19 protein-coding genes are annotated in these 19,044 nt (G+C 66.0%); 14 read left to right on the forward strand and 5 right to left on the reverse strand.

Annotated features, from left to right (window positions below; translation table 11 throughout):
- Window positions 1-15: 15 nt before the first annotated feature.
- The 13 genes from G5C50_RS25630 (at window position 16) to G5C50_RS25690 (ending at window position 13,508) form a co-directional block, all read left to right on the forward strand.
- Window positions 16-186, forward strand: coding sequence for a hypothetical protein (locus G5C50_RS25630; RefSeq protein WP_165073824.1), 171 nt, complete (start codon window positions 16-18; stop codon window positions 184-186).
- Window positions 187-717: 531 nt separating this feature from the next.
- Window positions 718-1,374, forward strand: a complete 657-nt coding sequence (locus G5C50_RS25635) for a cytochrome c3 family protein (protein WP_165073825.1) — start codon at window positions 718-720, stop codon at window positions 1,372-1,374.
- Entirely contained in the window at window positions 1,371-4,424 is a 3,054-nt protein-coding gene (locus G5C50_RS25640) for a 4Fe-4S dicluster domain-containing protein (protein WP_165073826.1), read from the forward strand. The genes G5C50_RS25635 and G5C50_RS25640 overlap by 4 nt, the downstream gene beginning before the upstream one ends.
- The gene (nrfD, locus tag G5C50_RS25645) at window positions 4,417-5,832 is read left to right on the forward strand and encodes an NrfD/PsrC family molybdoenzyme membrane anchor subunit (protein WP_165073827.1); all 1,416 of its coding nucleotides are present in this window, start codon (window positions 4,417-4,419) and stop codon (window positions 5,830-5,832) included. Before G5C50_RS25640 ends, nrfD begins: the two co-directional genes overlap by 8 nt.
- Window positions 5,829-6,389 carry a DUF3341 domain-containing protein gene (locus G5C50_RS25650; protein ID WP_165073828.1) on the forward strand — a complete coding sequence of 187 codons (561 nt, stop codon included), beginning with the start codon at window positions 5,829-5,831 and terminating at the stop codon, window positions 6,387-6,389. The genes nrfD and G5C50_RS25650 overlap by 4 nt, the downstream gene beginning before the upstream one ends.
- A gap of 58 nt (window positions 6,390-6,447) precedes the next feature.
- Window positions 6,448-7,086, forward strand: a complete 639-nt coding sequence (locus G5C50_RS25655; RefSeq protein ID WP_165073829.1) for a c-type cytochrome — start codon at window positions 6,448-6,450, stop codon at window positions 7,084-7,086.
- Window positions 7,083-8,357: a hypothetical protein gene (locus G5C50_RS25660; RefSeq protein WP_165073830.1), complete on the forward strand. Its 1,275-nt coding sequence runs from the start codon at window positions 7,083-7,085 to the stop codon at window positions 8,355-8,357. Before G5C50_RS25655 ends, G5C50_RS25660 begins: the two co-directional genes overlap by 4 nt.
- Window positions 8,354-8,890 carry a hypothetical protein gene (locus G5C50_RS25665; RefSeq protein ID WP_165073831.1) on the forward strand — a complete coding sequence of 179 codons (537 nt, stop codon included), beginning with the start codon at window positions 8,354-8,356 and terminating at the stop codon, window positions 8,888-8,890. Before G5C50_RS25660 ends, G5C50_RS25665 begins: the two co-directional genes overlap by 4 nt.
- A complete protein-coding gene (locus G5C50_RS25670) occupies window positions 8,887-9,801 on the forward strand; it encodes an SCO family protein (protein WP_165073832.1) in 915 nt (304 codons plus the stop codon). Before G5C50_RS25665 ends, G5C50_RS25670 begins: the two co-directional genes overlap by 4 nt.
- An 18-nt stretch (window positions 9,802-9,819) precedes the next feature.
- A complete protein-coding gene (coxB, locus tag G5C50_RS25675) occupies window positions 9,820-10,782 on the forward strand; it encodes a cytochrome c oxidase subunit II (protein WP_165073833.1) in 963 nt (320 codons plus the stop codon).
- Window positions 10,779-12,437, forward strand: coding sequence for a cytochrome c oxidase subunit I (gene ctaD, locus G5C50_RS25680; RefSeq protein ID WP_165073834.1), 1,659 nt, complete (start codon window positions 10,779-10,781; stop codon window positions 12,435-12,437). Before coxB ends, ctaD begins: the two co-directional genes overlap by 4 nt.
- Window positions 12,406-13,140: a cytochrome c oxidase subunit 3 family protein gene (locus tag G5C50_RS25685; RefSeq protein ID WP_240907363.1), complete on the forward strand. Its 735-nt coding sequence runs from the start codon at window positions 12,406-12,408 to the stop codon at window positions 13,138-13,140. The genes ctaD and G5C50_RS25685 overlap by 32 nt, the downstream gene beginning before the upstream one ends.
- A 17-nt stretch (window positions 13,141-13,157) precedes the next feature.
- Window positions 13,158-13,508, forward strand: a complete 351-nt coding sequence (locus tag G5C50_RS25690; protein WP_206107852.1) for a cytochrome C oxidase subunit IV family protein — start codon at window positions 13,158-13,160, stop codon at window positions 13,506-13,508.
- 90 nt (window positions 13,509-13,598) lie between these two features.
- Here G5C50_RS25690 and G5C50_RS25695 read toward each other — a convergent pair whose 3' ends face one another.
- The 5 genes from G5C50_RS25695 to G5C50_RS25715 form a co-directional block, all read right to left on the reverse strand.
- Entirely contained in the window at window positions 13,599-14,153 is a 555-nt protein-coding gene (locus G5C50_RS25695) for a hypothetical protein (protein WP_165073836.1), read from the reverse strand.
- A gap of 30 nt (window positions 14,154-14,183) precedes the next feature.
- Window positions 14,184-14,474: a hypothetical protein gene (locus G5C50_RS32415; RefSeq protein WP_206107853.1), complete on the reverse strand. Its 291-nt coding sequence runs from the start codon at window positions 14,472-14,474 to the stop codon at window positions 14,184-14,186.
- A gap of 127 nt (window positions 14,475-14,601) precedes the next feature.
- Window positions 14,602-14,817, reverse strand: coding sequence for a hypothetical protein (locus G5C50_RS25705; RefSeq protein WP_165073837.1), 216 nt, complete (start codon window positions 14,815-14,817; stop codon window positions 14,602-14,604).
- 72 nt (window positions 14,818-14,889) lie between these two features.
- Window positions 14,890-16,059, reverse strand: coding sequence for a hybrid sensor histidine kinase/response regulator (locus G5C50_RS25710; RefSeq protein ID WP_165073838.1), 1,170 nt, complete (start codon window positions 16,057-16,059; stop codon window positions 14,890-14,892).
- Between the two features lie 45 nt (window positions 16,060-16,104).
- On the reverse strand, window positions 16,105-17,181 hold the full coding sequence (locus tag G5C50_RS25715; protein ID WP_206107854.1) for a PAS domain-containing sensor histidine kinase: 1,077 nt from the start codon (window positions 17,179-17,181) through the stop codon (window positions 16,105-16,107).
- A gap of 237 nt (window positions 17,182-17,418) precedes the next feature.
- On the opposite strand from G5C50_RS25715, the gene G5C50_RS25720 reads away from it, so the two are divergent.
- Window positions 17,419-18,876, forward strand: coding sequence for a sigma-54-dependent transcriptional regulator (locus tag G5C50_RS25720; protein ID WP_206107855.1), 1,458 nt, complete (start codon window positions 17,419-17,421; stop codon window positions 18,874-18,876).
- Window positions 18,877-19,044: the final 168 nt, after the last annotated feature.

Genomic DNA, 19,044 nt, shown 5'->3' on the forward strand with positions numbered 1-19,044 from the left:
GGCCAGAACGACTTCTTGGAGATTTCCGACGGTGCGGGAATCGAAAAGATGTTCGGCGGTCGTCCATCCCGGCCGAAGCGTGATGGGCAGACGCTGAACTCCGGCGGAACCCTTGATTTCCAAAGTCGTTTCGACTTCGGCGATTTCTTCGGAAGTGCTGGGTTCGACGAGGATTTCGACGATTGAGGAACGTTCATCGACGGGGGTTTCGCGAAATTCTTTCGCAAAGACACCTACAGTCGCGTCGGAATGGACCGTATACTCCAGACGCGACACGTTTCCGCCGGCGGCCGGCTCGAACGTCCGAGTCACGGTCCCCTGCGCGAGCCCCACGTTGAACGTACCTTGTTGACCAGCATTCCCGAGGGACGTCGTCCCGGGGATTTCGACGTCGGCGAAGCCGGCGGTCGAGACGCCGAGGATGACGACGGCCCACTGAGTCGCCGCCGCGAACGCCACGCGCCGGGGGCGGCCGGGCCGGATCCTTCCTCGCTCGCACATATTCCTACTCCCTTCCGGAACGACTCCGGGTCCTCGCGCCGCATCGCGGCGCCCGCGTCCCGGACGGCGCCCGGAAGCGTACCGCGACGCCGCGGCTTAAAACAAGCGGGCGCCCCCTAAGGCAGGCTCGCGTCGGCCGGTTGCGACAATCCGGCCCATCGTATAGCTTTTGGTGACTTCCATTCGATTTCCTTGACCCACAGGACGAGACGAGCGATGCCCCAGGTCTTCCCCCCGAGTGCCAACACGCTCTCGCGCGTGGTCCTGTTCGGCCTCGCGGCCGGGCCGGCGGCGGTGCTGGGGACCATGATGCTGCTGGTCCGGTCCCCATTGCAGACGCAGGTCGGCGTGGTCCGCGAGCAGCCCGTCCAGTTCTCGCACGAACACCACGTCACCGGTCTGGGGATCGACTGCCGCTTCTGCCACGCCTCGGTCGAGACGTCGGCCGCCGCCGGCATGCCGCCGACCCACACCTGTATGACGTGCCACTCCCAGATTTGGTCCGGCAGCCCAATGCTTGAGCCGGTGCGGGCCAGTCTGAAGGAGCAGAAGCCGATTCAGTGGAACCGGGTCCACGACCTGCCCGACTTCGTGTACTTCAACCACGGCGTCCACGTCCAGAAGGGCGTCGGCTGCGTCGAGTGCCACGGCCGCGTCGACAAGATGCCCCTGGCCTGGCGTGAGAAGCCGCTGACGATGCAGTGGTGCCTGGACTGTCACCGCAATCCAGAGCCCCATCTTCGTCCCAAGGAGGCCGTCTTCGCCATGGACTGGACGCCCCCCGAGGGGAGCGGGCTCGAAGCGGCTGAGACGAAACCGATGAACCATGTGGAGGTCGGTCAGTTGACGAACTGCTCGATTTGTCACCGATGATGAAGCCACCAATCGACGACGTCGAGAAGCCGCTGACCCTCGCCGAGCTGATGGGGGCCGCCGACGCCGACCCCGAGCCCACCGGCCCCCGATTCTGGCGCAGCCTCTCCGAACTGGCCGACGACGGCTCGTTCGCCGAGCAGGCCCGCAGCGCCGCCGCCCGAGCGCAGGCCGCCATTTACGGCCTCGACGAGGCCAGCCGCCGCAAGTTCCTGACGCTCATGGGGGCCTCGTTCGCCCTCTCCGGCGTCGTCGGCTGCGGCGTCCAGCCGGTTGAGAAGATCGTCCCCTACGTCGAACAGCCCGAGCTGATCGTCCCGGGACGGCCGCTCTTCTTCGCCACCGCCTCGCCGGCGGGCGGAGACGGCCTCGGCCTGCTGGTCGAAAGCCACATGGGCCGGCCGACCAAGATCGAAGGGAACCCCAGCCACCCGGCGAGCCAGGGGGCGACCGACATCTTCGCCCAGGCGGAGATCCTCACCCTCTACGATCCCGACCGCTCGCAGGTCCTCGTCCATGACGGCCGCGTCGACACCTGGGACCACTTCCTGAGGTTCGCCGTCGATCTCCGCACCCGCAAGCTGGAATCCAAGGGCCGAGGCCTGCGGATCCTGACTCGCTCGGTCTCCTCGCCGACGATGCTCGACCAGCTCCGGCGGCTCAAAGAGGCCATGCCCGAGGCCAAGTGGCACACCTACGAGGCCGTCTCTCGCGACGCCGCCCACAAGGGCGCCGAGCTGGCTCTGGGAGCTTCCCACGAGCTTCGGCCGCATCTTGATAAGGCTGACGTCGTCGTCGCCCTCGACGCCGACTTCCTTAGCTGGGGGCCAGCCTCCGTCCGCCTCTCGCGAGCCTTCGCCGATCGCCGCGACCCCGACCTCACCGGCGGGACGATGCTCCGGCTCTACGCCTTCGAGCCGACCCCGACCGTCACCGGCGCGGCCGCCGACCACCGGACGCCCGTCGCCGCGGCCGACGTCCTGCTCGTCGCCGCCGCTCTGGCCAAGGCCCTCAAGGTCGAAGGGGCTCCCGCCCTGGCGACCGATCGGATCAGCGCCCACTCGGACGCGATCACCGCTCTGGCCGCCGAGCTTGAAGCCCACAAGGGGAAGGCGATTGTCCTCGTCGGCGACTCGCAGCCGGCCGAGGTTCACGCCCTCGCCCTGGCGATCAACTCCGCCCTGGGCGCGATCGGGACCACGCTCACGTTCGGCCCGGCCGTCGAACAGGGGGCCTCGCTCGTCGAGCTGGTCCGCGACATCGACGCCGGCAACGTCGACACCCTGCTGGTTCTGGGGGGCAACCCGGTCTACGAGGCCCCGGCCGACCTCAAGGTCGCCGAAGCGCTCAAGAACGAGAAGCTCACGACCCTGGTCCACATGGGCCTGTACAACGACGAGACCGGCGCGATCAGCCACTGGCATCTGCCGGAAGCTCACTTCCTCGAATCGTGGGGCGACGTCCGCTCGTCCGACGGCACCATCGCCCCGATCCAGCCGCTGATCGAGCCGCTGTATCAGGGTCATTCGCCGATCGAGGTCCTGTCGGCCCTGCTCGGCGAGGTCGGCGTCCCCTCCCGCGAGGTCGTCCGCAACTACTGGCGGACCAAGCTGCCGGCCCCCTCCTTCGAGCAGACCTGGCGGGCCGCCCTCCGCGACGGCGTCTTCCGGCTCCCCGGCGAGAGCGAGGCGGCTCCGACCGTCGCCGCTCCCAAGCTGGATAAGGTGACCTGGCCGGCCCCGGCCGCTCCGGGCGGCGAGGATCTGGAAATCGTCTTCCGGCCCGACCCCACCATCTGGGACGGTCGGTACGCCAACAACGGCTGGCTCCAGGAGCTGCCCAAGCCGATCACCACCATGACGTGGGAGAACGCGGCGATGGTCAGCCCGGCGCTGGCCAAGAAGCTGAACCTCCGCGACGGCCAGCTCGTCGTGCTCGACTTCCGCAGCACGCCCCTCGAGAAGAAGATCCCGATCCTGATCCAGCCGGGTCAGGCCGAGAACTCGGTGACGGTCCACCTCGGCTACGGCCGCGCCCGCGCCGGCCGCGTCGGGAACGACATCGGATTCGACGCCAATCTGCTGCGACGGTCCGACGCCCTCTGGTCGAGCTTTGGGCTGGCCCTCAAGCCGACCCAGGAAACGACCAAGCTGCCGATCACGCAGCACCACAACTCGATGAGGAGCGAGGAGGACGGCCGCGACATCCTCCGCGTTCACAAGCTCGGCGAGCATCCTCACCACCATGAGGAGCCCACGGGCAGCCTGATCCCCGACCCGCCGGTCCCGCAAAGCGAGGACTACGCCTGGGGGATGGCCATCGACCTGAACCGCTGCTTAGGCTGCTCGGCCTGCACGATCGCCTGCCAGGCCGAAAACAACATCCCGGTCGTCGGCAAGGACCAGGTGCTCAACTCTCGCGAGATGCACTGGATCCGCGTCGACCGCTACTACGAGGGGGGCGAGGAGAACCCGGCGACCCACTTCCAGCCGGTCCCCTGCCAGCAGTGCGAAAAGGCCCCCTGCGAGTTGGTCTGCCCCGTCGAAGCGACCTCCCACAGTGATGAAGGTCTCAATGAGATGACCTACAACCGCTGCGTGGGGACGCGATACTGCGGCAACAACTGCCCCTACAAGGTCCGGCGGTTCAACTTCCTCGGCTACAACAACTACGAGCCGAACGTCAGCAACCTGCCGATGGTGAACAACCCCGACGTCACGGTCCGGATGCGGGGCGTGATGGAGAAGTGCACCTACTGCGTGCAGCGGATCAACGAGGCTCGACAGAACGCCAAGATCGCCGGCGGCAAGATCGGTCGCGACGAGGTCGTCACGGCCTGCCAGGGCGCCTGCCCCACCAAGGCGATCGTCTTCGGCAACCTCAAGGACCCCGAAAGCGCCGTGTCGAAGCTGAAGGCTTCAACCCGGAACTACTCGCTGCTCGGGGAGCTGGGGACGCTGCCGCGGACGTCCTACCTGGCGAAGCTGACCAACCCCGCCGGCGGCGCCGGCCACGAGGCCGAGGCCCCGAAGGAGTCGCACCATGGCTGAGAATCATCACGAGGCCGGCGGCGACTCCAAGACGCCGGTCCTGGCCCCGGGGCACGACTACGCCTCGGTCACCAGGACGATCAGCGACATCGTCCTGGAGCGAGCCCCCGACTGGCGGTGGGCGCTGGGGATGGGAGCAGGCTCCTCGCTGCTGATGATCTTCGGCATCGCGGTGGCCTACCTGATCTACATGGGCACCGGGATCTGGGGCATCAACGCCCCGGTCATGTGGGGCTGGGCGATCATCAACTTCGTCTGGTGGGTCGGCATCGGCCACGCCGGGACGCTGATCTCGGCCATCCTCTTGCTGCTCAAGCAGCAGTGGCGGACGTCGATCAACCGGTTCGCTGAGGCGATGACCCTGTTCGCCGTCGCCTGCGCCGGCGTCTTCCCGCTGCTGCACATGGGTCGGCCCTGGAAGTTCTTCTGGATGATGCCCTACCCGAGCACCATGGCGCTGCTGCCCCAATGGCGCAGCCCGCTGGTCTGGGACGTGTTCGCCGTCTCGACCTACGCGACGGTCTCGGCCCTCTTCTGGTATGTGGGCTTACTCCCCGACCTGGCGACCCTCCGCGACCGGGCCAAGAACAAGTACATCGCCATGATTTACGGCGCCCTGGCCCTGGGCTGGCGGGGATCGGCCCGGCACTGGGCGCGTTACAAGAGCGCGTACATTCTGCTGGCCGCCCTGGCCACCCCGCTGGTCGTCTCGGTGCACTCGGTGGTGTCGCTCGACTTCACCGCCGGCGTCATCCCGGGCTGGCACGCCACGATCTTCCCGCCGTACTTCGTTGCGGGCGCCATCTTCTCGGGCTTCGCGATGGTCGTCACCCTCTGCGTCCCCCTGCGGTCGTGGTACGGGCTGAAGGACTTCATCACCGACCGCCACCTGGACAACATGGCCAAGGTCATGCTGGCCACGGGCATGGTCGTCGGTTACGGCTACGTCACCGAGCTGTTCATGGCCTGGTACAGCGGCAACCCCTACGAGCAGTTCTTGCTGCTGAACGCCCGCCCCTTCGGGACCTACTCGAACGCCTGGCGGTTCATGTTCTTCTGCAACGTGATCGTGCCGCAGTTGCTCTGGGTGCCTTCGATCCGGCGGAACACGGCGATCCTCTGGGTGATCTCGATCTTCGTCAACATCGGCATGTGGCTCGAACGCTATGTGATCGTGGTCACGAGCCTCAGCCAGGACTTCCTGCCGGGCGCCTGGGCCGACTACAGCCCGACGAAGTGGGACGTCATGACCTACCTGGGGACGCTCGGCCTGTTCACCTTCTGCCTGTTCCTGTTCGTCCGGACTCTGCCGGCGATCGCCGTCGCCGAGATGCGAGAGCTGGTGCACGAGACGCACATCGAGCACGCCCCCCACGCCGCGTCCGGGGCGCACGGAGAGACCGCATGAGCGCCCAACACGCCCCCGTCGCCGCCGAGCCCGAGGTCTACGGCCTGCTGGCCGAGTTCGACGACCCCGACCGCCTCGTCGCCGCGACCAAGACCGCCTACGAGAACGGGTACCGGTCCATCGAGGCCTACGCCCCCTTCCCGGTGGAAGGCCTCGACCACGCCCTGGGCTACTTCAAGAACAAGGTGCCGATCACCGTGTTCACGGGGGCCGTCCTCGGCGGGCTGACCGGTTTCCTGCTGCAGTGCTGGTCGGCGATGTACTACTACCCGCACAACATCGCGGGCAAGCCGCTCTACTCGTGGCCGGCGTTCATCCCGATCACGTTTGAGCTGACCGTGCTGGGCGGCGCGTTGTCCGCGGTCTTCGGCATGCTGATCTACAACGGCCTGCCGCGGCTCTACCACCCGATCTTCAACGCGCCGGCGTTCGCTCGGGCCTCCGACGACCGGTTCTTCCTGTGCGTCCAGTCTCGGGACCCGCAGTTTGATCCGGAAGGGACGCTGGCGTTCCTGGAAGCCTGCTCGCCGCTGTCGATCTCCGTCGTACCGTACTGACCCGGCCCGGGCCGGGGCTCCGGCCGCCCTCAACTTTATTGGGATCCGCCCGCCCACGATGCTCCCGAACATCCCAACCACCCGCGCCTGGAACGCGAAGGCCCGCCGGCCGATCCGGCTCGCCGCCGCCTTCGCCGCGCTGCTGGCCGTCGCGCCGGGCTGCACCGACATGTACGACCAGGCCAAATACGAGCCCTACGAGGCCAGCCCGTTGTTCGCCAACGGCGCAGCGTCTCGACCGCTGGTCCAGGGGACCGTCCCCCACGAGGACCCCCGAGGGTTGCCGAAGGTCGAAGACCGCGACCTGCTGGTCACCGGCCTCAAGGACGGCCTGCCGTCCAAGGTCACCCCGTTCCCCATCGATCGGGAAGCCCTCGAACGCGGCCGGAACCGCTACAACATCTACTGCACCCCCTGCCACGGCATCGCCGGCGACGGTCGGGGCGTGATCGTTCAGCGAGGCTTCACCAAGCCCCCCGCGTACACGGAGGCCCGCCTGGTCGATTCGCCGATCGGGCACTTCTACCAGGTCATGAGCAACGGCCACGGCGCGATGTACTCGTTCGCCGCCCGCATCGCCCCTCAGGACCGTTGGAAGATCGCCGCCTACATCCGGGCCCTCCAGCTCAGCCAGGGCGCCGTCCCCTCCGAGCTGCCTCCCGAAGACCAAAGCAAGCTCCAGGAGGCCGCCCGATGAGCATCGAAGCCAACGGCGCCCGCGCCTCAGCCGAACTCGAAACCCGATTCGACCTGATCCAATCGACGGCCGGCCGCATCGGGCTCGTCGGACTGGCCGCCTGCGTGGCCGGGGCCGTGATCGCCCCCGCGGCGTTCTTCCCGTCGTACCTGGCCGCCTTCCTCCTGTGGACCGGCGTCTCGTTCGCATCGATCGGGCTCTGCCTGCTGCACCAACTCACCGGCGGCTCGTGGGCTGTGCCCCACCGGCGGTCGTTCGAGGCGGCTGGGTCGCTGATCGTCCTCATGGCCCTGTTCTTCGTGCCGATCCTGCTCGGTCTCGGGTACACCTACGCCTGGGCCGACAAGGCGGTCGTCGACGCGAACCACCACGTCGCCAACAAGGTGCACTGGCTGAACCCCGGCTCCTTCACCCTGCGCGCCGTGATCTACTTCGCGATCGCGACCGCCGCCGCCTACATCGTCAACGCCTGGTCCCGCCAGCAGGACGACGCGGCCGACAAGGCCCCCAGCCGTCGGCTCAACGCCGTCGCCGGACCGGCCACCGTCTTCATGTTCCTGACGGCGTCCTTCGCGTCGTTCGACTGGGGCATGTCCCGCGACCCCGACTGGTACTCGACCATCTACGGCGCCCTGTTCATCGTCGGCTCAATCCTGTCGACGCTGGCCCTGGCCGCGGTCTTCTCGATCCGCAACGGCAAGTATGAGCCGATCCACTCGGCGCTGACCGTCGGCCGGCTCAACGACCTGGGCAACCTGATGCTGGCCTTCACCATGCTCTGGGCCTACATGTCGTTCTCGCAGTTCCTCATCACCTGGTTGGGGAACCTGCCGGAAGAAGTGGTCTACTACCAGCGCCGCGTCTTCGGGATCTACGGCGCGATCGCCCTGGGCCTGATCGCCTTCGGCTTCTTCGCCCCGTTCCTCGCTCTGCTCCAGCGGTCGCACAAGCGCGACGCCAACTGGATTCTGCCGATCGCCTCGTGGATTTTGGTGATGCGGGCGGTCGACCTCTTCTGGGTGATCGTTCCCGGCTTCGGCAAGATCCCCGGCCCGCACGGCGAAGAGGGCGACTCGTTCGCCTGGGGAAGCCTGCTCTGGTACGCCGCCGCCCTGGCCGGCGTCGGCGGGATCTGGGTCGCCGCCTTCATCCGACGGCTGCGGACCGCTCCGCTTGTCCCCCTCCGCGACCCCCGCGTCGTTGAGGCCCTGGAGCGCGACCGAGCCCACGCCCACGCACACCAGCAGCACACCGGAGGTGCCGTCCTATGAGCGAGATCGACCCCAGCATGCTGGAGGGGGACAAGGTTCCCCAGGGCCGCTTCGTCGCACACCACGACCTCGAGGAGTTCCACGAGGACACCGATCTGGACATCCGCGGCGTCCTGGTCAACACGGGCGTCCTGATCGGCCTTTGCGCGGTCACGTTCTGGGTGATCAGCCTGGTCATGGGCCACTTCCAGTCGGAAGAGGCCGCGCTGGACAAGGACCGGCTCTCGCTGCGGTTCTCCAAGGACCAGCCGCCGCCGGCGCCCGTGCTCCAGGCCCATCCGGAGCTGGAGACTCACGAGATCGTCGCCGAGGCCAAGGCCCGGCTCGAATCGTACGGCTGGAACGACGCCGCGAAGAAGTCGGCCCACATCCCGATCGATCGAGCCATCTCGATCCTGGCGGAGAAGGGCCTCCCCGAGCGCGGCGTGATGGACCAGTTCCACCCTCAACCCGGTTCGTCCAACACTCCCAAGATCGGACTGCCCGCCGCACCGTCGCCGGCGGCCGCGCCGGCTTCGGAACCCAAACCATGAACCGGCACTCGCTCCCGATCCTCACCCTGCTGACCGCCGGCCTGTTGCTGGCCGCGGCGCCTTCGGTCGTCGGCGACGAGCCGATCGACCCGGCCGCGCCCCGGCCGACTCCGGTCTCGGACCCTTCGGCGTTCGAGAGCACGGCGTCGAAGGTCAAGTTCGAGCAAAAGCTGGGATCGCAGATTCCGATGGACGCGACGTTCATCGATGAGGAAGGGCGCGAGGTCTCGCTCTCATCGTGCTTCGGCCGTCGTCCGGTCGTCCTGGCCCTGGTCTTCCACCGCTGTCCGCTCTTGTGCAATCAGGTGCTCGCAGGTCTGACCCGCAGCCTCAAGCCGCTGCCGCTGCTGGCGGGCGTCGATTTCGACGTCCTCGCCGTCAGCATCGACCCGGAGGACACCCCTGAATCCGCCAAGAAGAAAAAGCTCGGCTACCTGGAGCGGTACGACCGCCCGGGGACCGAGGCGGGATGGAAGTTCCTCACCGGCCGCAAGGACTCGATCGACGCCCTCTGCAACGCTGTTGGATTTCAGTACGTCCAGAACCCGACCACCAAGCAGTTCGCCCACGCGGCGGGGATCGTCGTCCTCACCCCCGAAGGCCGGACCTCGCAGTACTTCTTCGGCATCGACTACCCGCCCAAGGAGCTCGACGCCGCCGTCCGGGCGGCCGCCGAAGGGCGGGTCGGCTCGAAGATCGGCGCCCTGCTACTGCTTTGCTACGACTACGACGCGGCGACGGGCAAGTACACGCTCTCGATCGTCCGCTTGCTGCGGGCGTTCGGGACGCTGACGGCTCTGTCGCTGGGCCTGTATCTCTTCCTGATGTTCCGGCGCGAGCGCCGGGGGCGGACCGGGGACGGGCCCCCCGACGCGGCCCCGGCGGCTGCCGTCGAAGGCCCTCGGATCTGAAACGAAGGTATTTCATCCATGTGGGATTTCCCCCTGCTTCCCGACCAGGCCTCGGTCAACGCGCCGAAGCTGGACGCCTTGATGCTCTTCGAGCTAGGCGTCGTCGTCTTCTTCACGTTGATGATCGGCCTGCTGGTCCTGGCCTTCTGCGTGCGTTTCCGCCGCGGCAACCCGGTCGACCGAAGCCACCCGCCGACTCACAGCAAGGCGATGGAGGTGGTCTGGATCGGCGTCCCGCTGATTCTGTCGTTGATCATGTTCGTCTGGTCGACGCGCCTGTTCTTCGACCTGTACGAGGCTCCGCCCGACGCGGCCCAGATCGACGTCGTCGGCAAGCAGTGGATGTGGTACCTCCAGCACCCCCAGGGCCGCTCCGAGACCAATGAGCTGCACGTCCCGCTGGGTCGGCCGATGAAGCTCAACATGACGTCGCAGGACGTGCTGCACAGCTTCTACATCCCGGCCTTCCGCATCAAGCAGGACGTGCTGCCGGGACGATACACCTCACTCTGGTTCGAGCCCACTAAGGTGGGGGTGTACAACCTCTTCTGCGCCGAGTACTGCGGCACGAACCACTCGGTGATGATCGGCAAGGTCCACGTCATGGAACCGGCCGACTACGAGCACTGGCTCACCGAGAAGGGCTCGGGCCCGTCGCAGGCCGAGGAGGGCGAGCGGTTGTTCGTCCAGAACCACTGCGCCGGCTGCCACCGCGGCAGCCAGATCGTCCACGCCCCCAGGCTGGAAGGCGTGTACGGCAAGCCCGTGCCGATTCAGAACGGCAACAACGTGGAATTCGCCACGGCTGACTATCTCTACATCCGCGACTCGATCCTCGACCCCAAGAAGCAGGTGGTCGCCGGTTACGAGCCGATCATGCCGTCCTTCAAGGACCAGATCAGCGAGCCCGATCTCTTGAAGATCATCGAATACATCAAGTCGATCTCGAACGCCAACGCCACCCCGGAGACCGCCCAATGAGCGCCTCGGCCCAGGCCCATCACGACGGGCCGCCGGCGGACTACCTGTCGGAGTCCACGGTCAAGTCGTGGCTGCTGACGACCGACCACAAACGCGTCGGCATCCTGTACCTGATCTCCGTGACGATCTTCTTCATCGCCGGCGGCGTCCTTGCGGGCCTGATGCGGTTGGAGTTGATGACGCCTCGCGGCGACGTGCTGGGGTCGCCCGACACGTACAACCGCATGTTCACGATGCACGGCGTGATCATGATCTTCTTCTTCCTGGTCCCGGCGATCCCGTCGGTGCTGGGGAACTTTCTGCTGCCGCTGATGATCGGGGCCCGCGACCTGGCGTTCCCGAAGATCAACCTGCTGAGCTGGTACGTCTACATGGTCGGCGGGATCATGGGCGTCTGGATCCTGATGCACGGCGGGATCGACACCGGCTGGACGTTCTACACGCCGTTCAGCTCGATGTACTCGAACTCGATGGTCCTGACGGCCGCCGTGGCGGTCTTCATCACCGGCTTCTCGTCGATCCTGACGGGCCTCAACTTCATCGTGACCGTCCACACGATGCGGGCCCCGGGGATGACCTGGTTCCGGATGCCGCTGTTCGTCTGGTCGCACTATGCGACGGCTCTGATCATGGTCCTGGCGACCCCCGTCCTGGCGATCTCGATCGTGCTGGTGGGCCTGGAGAAGTTCTTCGGCGTCGGCGTCTTCGACCCCAGGCTGGGAGGCGACCCGGTCCTCTTCCAGCACCTCTTCTGGTTCTACTCGCACCCGGCCGTGTACATCATGGTGCTCCCCGGGTTCGCCGTGATCTCGGAGATCATCCCCTGCTTCGCCCGGCGGCCGATCTTCGGCTACCGGTTCGTCGCCTTCGCCAGCGTCGCCATCGCGATCTTCGGCTTCCTGGTCTGGGGACACCACATGTTCGTCTCCGGGCAGTCGATGTACGCCGGGGCCGTCTTCTCGATCCTCAGCTTCCTGGTGGCCATTCCCTCGGCCATCAAGGTGTTCAACTGGACGGCCACCCTCTACAAGGGGTCGCTCTCGTTCGACACCCCGATGCTCTACGCCCTGGGCTTCATGGGGCTGTTCACCATCGGCGGCCTCACCGGATTGATGCTGGCCTCGCTGGCGCTGGACGTCCACGTCCACGACACCTACTTCGTCGTCGCCCACTTCCACTACATCATGGTCGGCGGCACGGTGATGGCGTACCTGGGCGGCATCCACTTCTGGTGGCCCAAGATCTCCGGCCGGACCTACCCTGAAATCTGGGGCAAGCTCTCCGCGCTGCTGGTCTTCGTCGGCTTCAACCTGACCTTCTTCCCCCAGTTCCTGCTGGGCTACCTGGGCATGCCCCGCCGCTACTTCGAGTATCGGCCGGAGTTCCAGGTCCTCAACGTCATGTCGACGGCCGGCGCCACGGTCCTCGCGGTCGGCATGCTGATGCCGATGATCTACCTGGGGCTCTCGCTCCGTCAGCCCAAGAACGCCGGCGACAACCCCTGGGGCGCCACCGGTCTGGAATGGCAGATCGAATCGCCGCCGACCACCCACAACTTCCACGAACCGGTCCTGGTCACCTGCGAACCCTATTTGTACTCGCCCGAGGAGGCGGAACGGGAATATGCACACGCCCAGCACGTCCACAGCGCCTGACTCGGGGCGACAGATCCTTCTGTCGCACTTCGACGACCTGGAGCAGCAGAACCTGTCCTCCACCCTGGGCATGTGGTTCTTTCTGGTCAGCGAGGTCATGTTCTTCAGCGGCCTCATCGCGGCTTACGCCGTGTATCGCGGCCTTTCGCCTGAGGCCTTCCACCTGGCCAGCCGGCACATGGACAAGTGGTGGGGGTTCGCCAACACGCTCGTCCTGCTGACCAGCTCGCTGACCATGGCCCTGGCCGTCCGGGCGACCCAGACCGGCGATCGCAGGGCCATCGTCCGCAACCTGCTGTGGACCGCCGTGCTCGGCTCGGCGTTCCTCGGCGTCAAGGTCTTTGAGTGGAAGGCCGAGATCGACCACCACCTGTTCCCCGGCAAGCACTTCGTCGTCCCTGACCACGACGAGGAGCACCTCAAGGAATACCTTGAGAAGACCGACGGCCACGTCGACCCCGTCAAGCTCGAACGCGAGAAGGGGCGATTCCAGTTGATGTTCGTGCTGTACTTCTTCATGACGGGAGTGCACGCGTTCCACATGATCGTCGGCATCGCCGCCGTGGTGCTCTTCGCCCTGCTGACCCATTTCAAGTGGTTCTCCGGCTACGGCCAGACGCAGACCGAGTCGCTGGGGCTTTACTGGCACTTCGTCGACGTCGTCTGGGTGTTCCTCTACCCGTTGCTTTACCTGATTGAATGACAGGTGGATCACGACCAATGAGCAGTCATCCTCATCTTGGACAATCGAAGACGGCGCACCATATCACGCACCATATCACGCCGGTGAAGACGTATCGGATCATCTTCATCCTGCTGGGTCTGTTGCTGTTTGCGACCGTCTTGGCTTCCGAGCTGCCCCTGAGCCGGTCGGGCCACCTGATCGTCGCCATGACCATCGCCATGATCAAAGCCGTGCTGATCGTGCTGTTCTTCATGCACGTCTACTACAGCGCACCGCTAACCTGGGTGATCGCCGCGGGCTCATTCCTCTGGGTGGGTCTGTTGCTCGCCTTCCTCACCTCCGACTACATCTCCCGGGGTTGGCTGCACAACATCCTGGGTAAGTAGACTCGGACCGAAACGACCAACGAAGAACGCCGCGGCCTCCTCTGTCGAAGGGGCCGCGGCGTTCTTATTTCGAACAACCAGGCGTCGTTCTCAGATGTGGCTAGGAATTGGGTCGGGTTCCGAACCGGGCAGCGCCGGGATTTCCAGGTCAGGGGCGACCTTGTCGCGAAGATCGCTGATCGCCTCCTTGGCCGCTTCCCCCATCTCCTCGATCGACAGCCCGACAGCCTCGCCGCCGAACTTCAAGGCGAGATAGTCTTCGGCCAGGCCGATCACGGCGTCATTGACTCCCAAACCCTTGTTCAGGGCCATTCGGGCGATGGGGGCGACGCTGGCCACGCCGGCGGCGACCACGGCGCCCATGATCGGGACCGTCCGATCATCGGCGACGCCGTCGCGTCGCATGCTCTCACGAGCGGCGTACGCGCCGGCGAGGGCGTGAGGAACCATCAACATCGGTCGATACCGCCGCGTGAACAGCCCCACCTTGTCCAGAGCCATCTCGCCGAGCGCGGCGAGCACCCAGTTGTTGCTGCGGGACGTCCGCCGCGACGTCTCCAGCAGCGCGGGGCCCAACGTCGCCTTCAGTCCGCTGACGGCCGCGAGAGTCATCGCGCGCTCAAGCGGCGTTTTTGAATCCGCCATGGAAGTCACTCCTCGCCACATACTGGAACGTCACGAAGGCTCCGCGAAGGCCGCAGGCCGATGACTGGCTGGATCCGCAACAATCGTGCCGTGATCTTCAGGACGCCCGGCCCTGTCCTCATAGCGGATGCAGGCGTTGCAGCAATAGATTTCGCCCTCTTCTTCGACGCCGTGGCCGATCACCCGGCACCCGCAGTGGGCGCAGGCCGGAGCCAGTGCGTGAATCGCGCATTCAAAGCAGTCGAATGTATGATCCACGCCGTCCATCGTGACGGAGAAGGCTCTCTCATAACTATTGCCGCAGACTTCGCAGATCCCCATGGTCCTTTTCTCCCGGCATGAGGTGATCGAAAGTCCGGCGCCGATCTAAGAGGCATCGTCCCACACGACCAGTTCCCGGCCTATCGCGGCGCGGCTGATTCTAGACGGTCCGCCAGGACGATTCCACTTAAAGACGGGTTCCGGTGTAACTCGGCGGATCGCTGGCGGGGAATGAGTCCTCCGACGCCTCGTCGACCATCTCCTCGGAGACGATCGGACGATCGATCTCAACATGGGGCGGCGTCTTCGCGGCCGGCGTCGCTCTGGAAAACAATCGGGAGAGGGCCCCCTTGATGCTGTGGAGCCAGGAACACTCCCCCTGACGAGCGGTGTGAGCGGTCATTTCATCATGCTCCTGAAATCGCCGATATTTCGATATCAGAGAACTTCAAAAGCAAATGCGGCGCCGATCCGTTCAAACGGACGCCTCGGGCGGAGTGCATGGGATCCAGACGACGAACTCGCTCCCCTTGCCGTCAGGACCTGAGCGGGCCCGGACGTGACCCCCGTGAAGCTCGACCAGTCGTTTGACCAGCCAAAGGCCGACTCCCAGGCCGCTGGCCACGCCGTCGTCTCCCTCACGCTTGACCTGGGTGAAGATCTCGAAGACGGCTTCAAGCATGTCCTCGGGGATGCCCGGTCCATCGTCCAGCACGCGGAAAAGAACCCCGTCCCCCTCGCGGCCAACGTCGAGGTGGATATGGCCGCCGGCCTGGGTGTACTTGGCCGCGTTGTGCAGGAGGTTGTAAACCACCTGCACCATCCGCTCGGAATCGGCCTGAAGCAGGACGGGCTCCTCGGGTATCGTCACTTCTAACTCATGACGATTCCTGGAGAGGAACGGCCGGACGTTCTCCGTGGCGGTCTCCACCACGCGCCCTGCCGCCACTGATTCAAGCTTGAGCTTGATCAACCCGCGCGAGATTCGGGCCACGACCATCAGGTCGTCGATGAGGCGGACGATGTGTTTGACCTGGCGCTCGATCATGGCCCGGCTGTTCTCGACGACGTTCGGATCGTCGCCGGCCAACCGCATGATCTCCAGGGCGTTACGGATCGGCACCAGGGGATTGCGCAGCTCGTGCGCAAGGGTGGAGAGATACTCGTTCTTGCGACGGTCGACCTCGCGGAGGGCCTGGTTGGCGCGGGCCAGTTCGGCCGTGCGTTCGACGACCCGACGCTCCATGTCCTCGGCGTGGGCCTTCTCCTGAAGGCTGTAGCGGATCGAACGCTCCAGGAGCGTGGCGCTGAGCCGGTTCTTCTCCAGGAAGTCGGCGGCGCCGGCGCGCATGGCGTCCAGATCGATGGTCCGTTCGTGCAGGCCGGTCAGCAGGATCATCGGCGCGGGGGCTCCCCGGGCGACGGCCTCCCGGATGACGCTTAGGCCGTCGCGATCCCCCAGGCTGTAATCGATCAGATAAAGATCGTGCGAGCCCTCGCAGACGGCTTCGACGGCGCGATCGGCGTCGGCGAGCCAGTCCAACTCGAAGCGGACGTCGGCGATTTCCGCCAGGAGATCGCGGGCGAGGATGTAATCCTCCTCGTCGTCGTCGATCAGCATCAGGCGAATCGTCTTGCCCTGCATGCGCCGTCTCTCCTCAAACCCAACTTCGCCGCTGGTCCATCCGCATCATAACCCGACAGCCTCCTCGGCCGGAGGCTCGGCCGGCAAGACCACCCGGAAGACCGAACCTACGCCCGGCACGCTCTCGGCGGCGATCGTCCCGCCGTGACGGTCGACCACCCCCTGGCAGATCGCCAGCCCCAGCCCCGATCCCGGGTACGCGCTGCGACCGTGAAGCCGCTGAAACGGCTCGAAGATCCGCGACGCCTCCCTCTGGTCGAAGCCGATGCCGTCGTCCGCCACCTCCAGGACCCACGCCGGGCCGTCCTCAACCGCCTCGCGGACCGACACCCGCACCGAAGGAACCTGGCCGGGTCGGTGAAACTTCAACGCGTTGGCGATCAGGTTCTGAAGAAGCTGGCGCATCAAGACCGCATCGGCACGGATGGTCGGCAGGGGACCGACCTCGACATGAGCCCCGGAGCGTTCGATGGTCGCCCCCAGATCGTCGACCACCTCGCGAGCGATCGCCCCGAGGTCGACGTGCGTCTGCACTCGCGCCCCTCCCGAAACCCGCGCCAGGGAGAGAAGGCCGTGCACAAGCTCGTGCATTCGAGCCGCCGCGGCGATGATCCGTCCCAGATGCCCGCGCGACCGATCGTCGATCCCACCGCCGGCCGCGATCCGTTCGCCGAAGGCCCTCACCTTCCGAACGGGTTCTTGAAGGTCGTGGGCGGCGATCGCGGCGAAGCGTTCCAGGGCGGCGTTGCTTCGCCGCAACTCCTCGCGGGTCCGCACCAAGCCGTCGACGTCGGTCCCGGTCGTCAGCCATGAGTCGACCGCGCCGGCGGCGTTGAACCGCGGAACAGCCCGGATCAAGAACCAACGGTGCCCCCCTGCCCCGTCGCGCAGTCGGCACTCCGTCTCGAAAAGACGCCCGGCTCGCGTCGCCTCGGCCCATTCATCGCGGCGTGAGCGGTCCTCGGGATGGAGGCGGTCGGCCCAGTCGCCGGGGGAGGTCGCGCCGACGTAATCGCGCCATCGTTTATTGCAGCGATCCGGTCGGCCGTCCGGCAGGCTGGTGAAAACAATGTGTGGCAGCGCCTCCGCAAAGGCGGCGTCGGGGTCGGCGTCAGATTGCATTTCGGTCGTCATCCGCCGTTCCGCCCGTCTGATGAAGTGGCCTGTTTCGGGTCGCCCCTTGCGTCGCTTCCACGAGCCGTCCCGGAGGATTTGAAACTGCAAACCTTATTCCGCAAACCATGTCCGTTGGATCCTCGGCCGTCTTCTTCGGCTACTGACTCGGGGCGCGTCGTTTGTGATAGGATTGAACCTGGCCCCGACGACCGCCAGAGGCCGACCGGCCCAGGAGCGTAGCGAGTGACTTCAGCCGTTCAGCCCGACCCCAAGGACGCCGCCGCGACAGCCTCAACCGTCGAGCCGGTTCGACGTATTTTGCTCGTCGAGGACGAGGAGGACACCCGCACCTCGTTTCAGCAACTCCTCAACATGGCGCTGGGAATCGAGGTCGACCTCGCGGCCGACGGCGCCCAGGCCCTGGAGATGCTCGACAAGAAGCCGTACAGCATCGTCGTCACCGATTTGAGGATGCCCAAGGTCGACGGCCTGAAGCTGATCGGCGAGATCCAGGCTCGCCGGCTCCCCGTCACCGTCATCGTGACGACCGGCCACGGCAGCATCGACGACGCCGTCCACGCCATGCGGATGGGCGCTTACGACTTCCTCACCAAGCCGCCGGACCCCCAGCACCTTTGCCTGCTCATCGAGCGAGCTCTCCGCGAGCGGACGCTCCAGGACGAGCTGGCCGCGCTCCGGTCGCAGATCACCGAACGCCATCGTTTCTGGAACGTGCTGAGCAAATGCCCGAAGATGTACGACATCTTCGAGCTGATCGGCAACATCGCCGACACCACGACGACCGTCCTCATCGAGGGCGAGACCGGAACCGGCAAGGAACAGGTCGCCCGCGCCATCCACCAGGCCTCGGCCGAATACCGCAAGGGTCCCTTCGTCCCCGTCCACTGCGCGGCCCTCTCCGAGGCCCTCCTCGAATCCGAGCTGTTCGGCCACGAGAAGGGGTCGTTCACCGGTGCGGCCGGCCAGCGCAAGGGGCGGTTCGAGATCGCCCACGGCGGAACCCTCTTCCTGGACGAAGTCGCCGACATCCCCATGTCGATGCAGGTGAAGCTCCTCCGCGTCCTTCAGGAGCGGAAGTTCGAGCGCGTGGGCGGCAACCAGCCGATCGAGGTCGACGTCCGCGTCATCGGCGCCACCAACCAGGGGCTGGAAAACCTCGTCAAGGAAGGCAAGTTCCGCGAGGACCTCTATTACCGCCTCAACGTGGTGAAGATCGAGCTTCCCCCGCTCCGACGCCGGCCCGAAGACATTCCGATGCTCGCCACCTACTTCGCCCAGAAGTACGCGCGGCCGGGTCACAACGCGGCTCACATATCGAAGGAAGCGATGGACCGGCTCCTCGCCTTCTCGTGGCCGGGGAACATCCGCCAGCTTGAAAACGCGATGGAACGGGCCAGCGTCACGGCCCGCGACGGCGAGATCAAGCCCGAGAACCTCCCGCGCGACCTCGTCCCCAAGACGGGCCGTCGGGCCTCGATGAACGTCGACCTCGCGCGGCCGCTCACCGAGCAGCTCTCCGAACTCACGTCCAGCTTTGAAGAGCGATACCTGCGCAAAGCCCTGAGGAAGTGCCGCGGCCACGTCGGCCGTTGCGCCAAGATCAGCGGCCTGTCACGTCGGAGCATCTCCGCGAAAATCGCCCACTACAAGATCGACACCTCGGCCTACAAGCCGAAGTGACGACGGCTCTGCGAGGACGGGAACAAGGCCGAGGCGGACGCCGGTTCCAGCCCATGCTTGCGCGGCGATGCCGCCAATTCCAGTAAAGACTTGCAACGGGCCCCGTTCCGGGCAAACTCCTTAGTACGCCGAGCCGCTCGACGGGCGGCCCGGCGACTTCCGACGCGC

It is taken from the genome of Paludisphaera rhizosphaerae (assembly GCF_011065895.1).
Classification (GTDB): domain Bacteria; phylum Planctomycetota; class Planctomycetia; order Isosphaerales; family Isosphaeraceae; genus Paludisphaera; species Paludisphaera rhizosphaerae.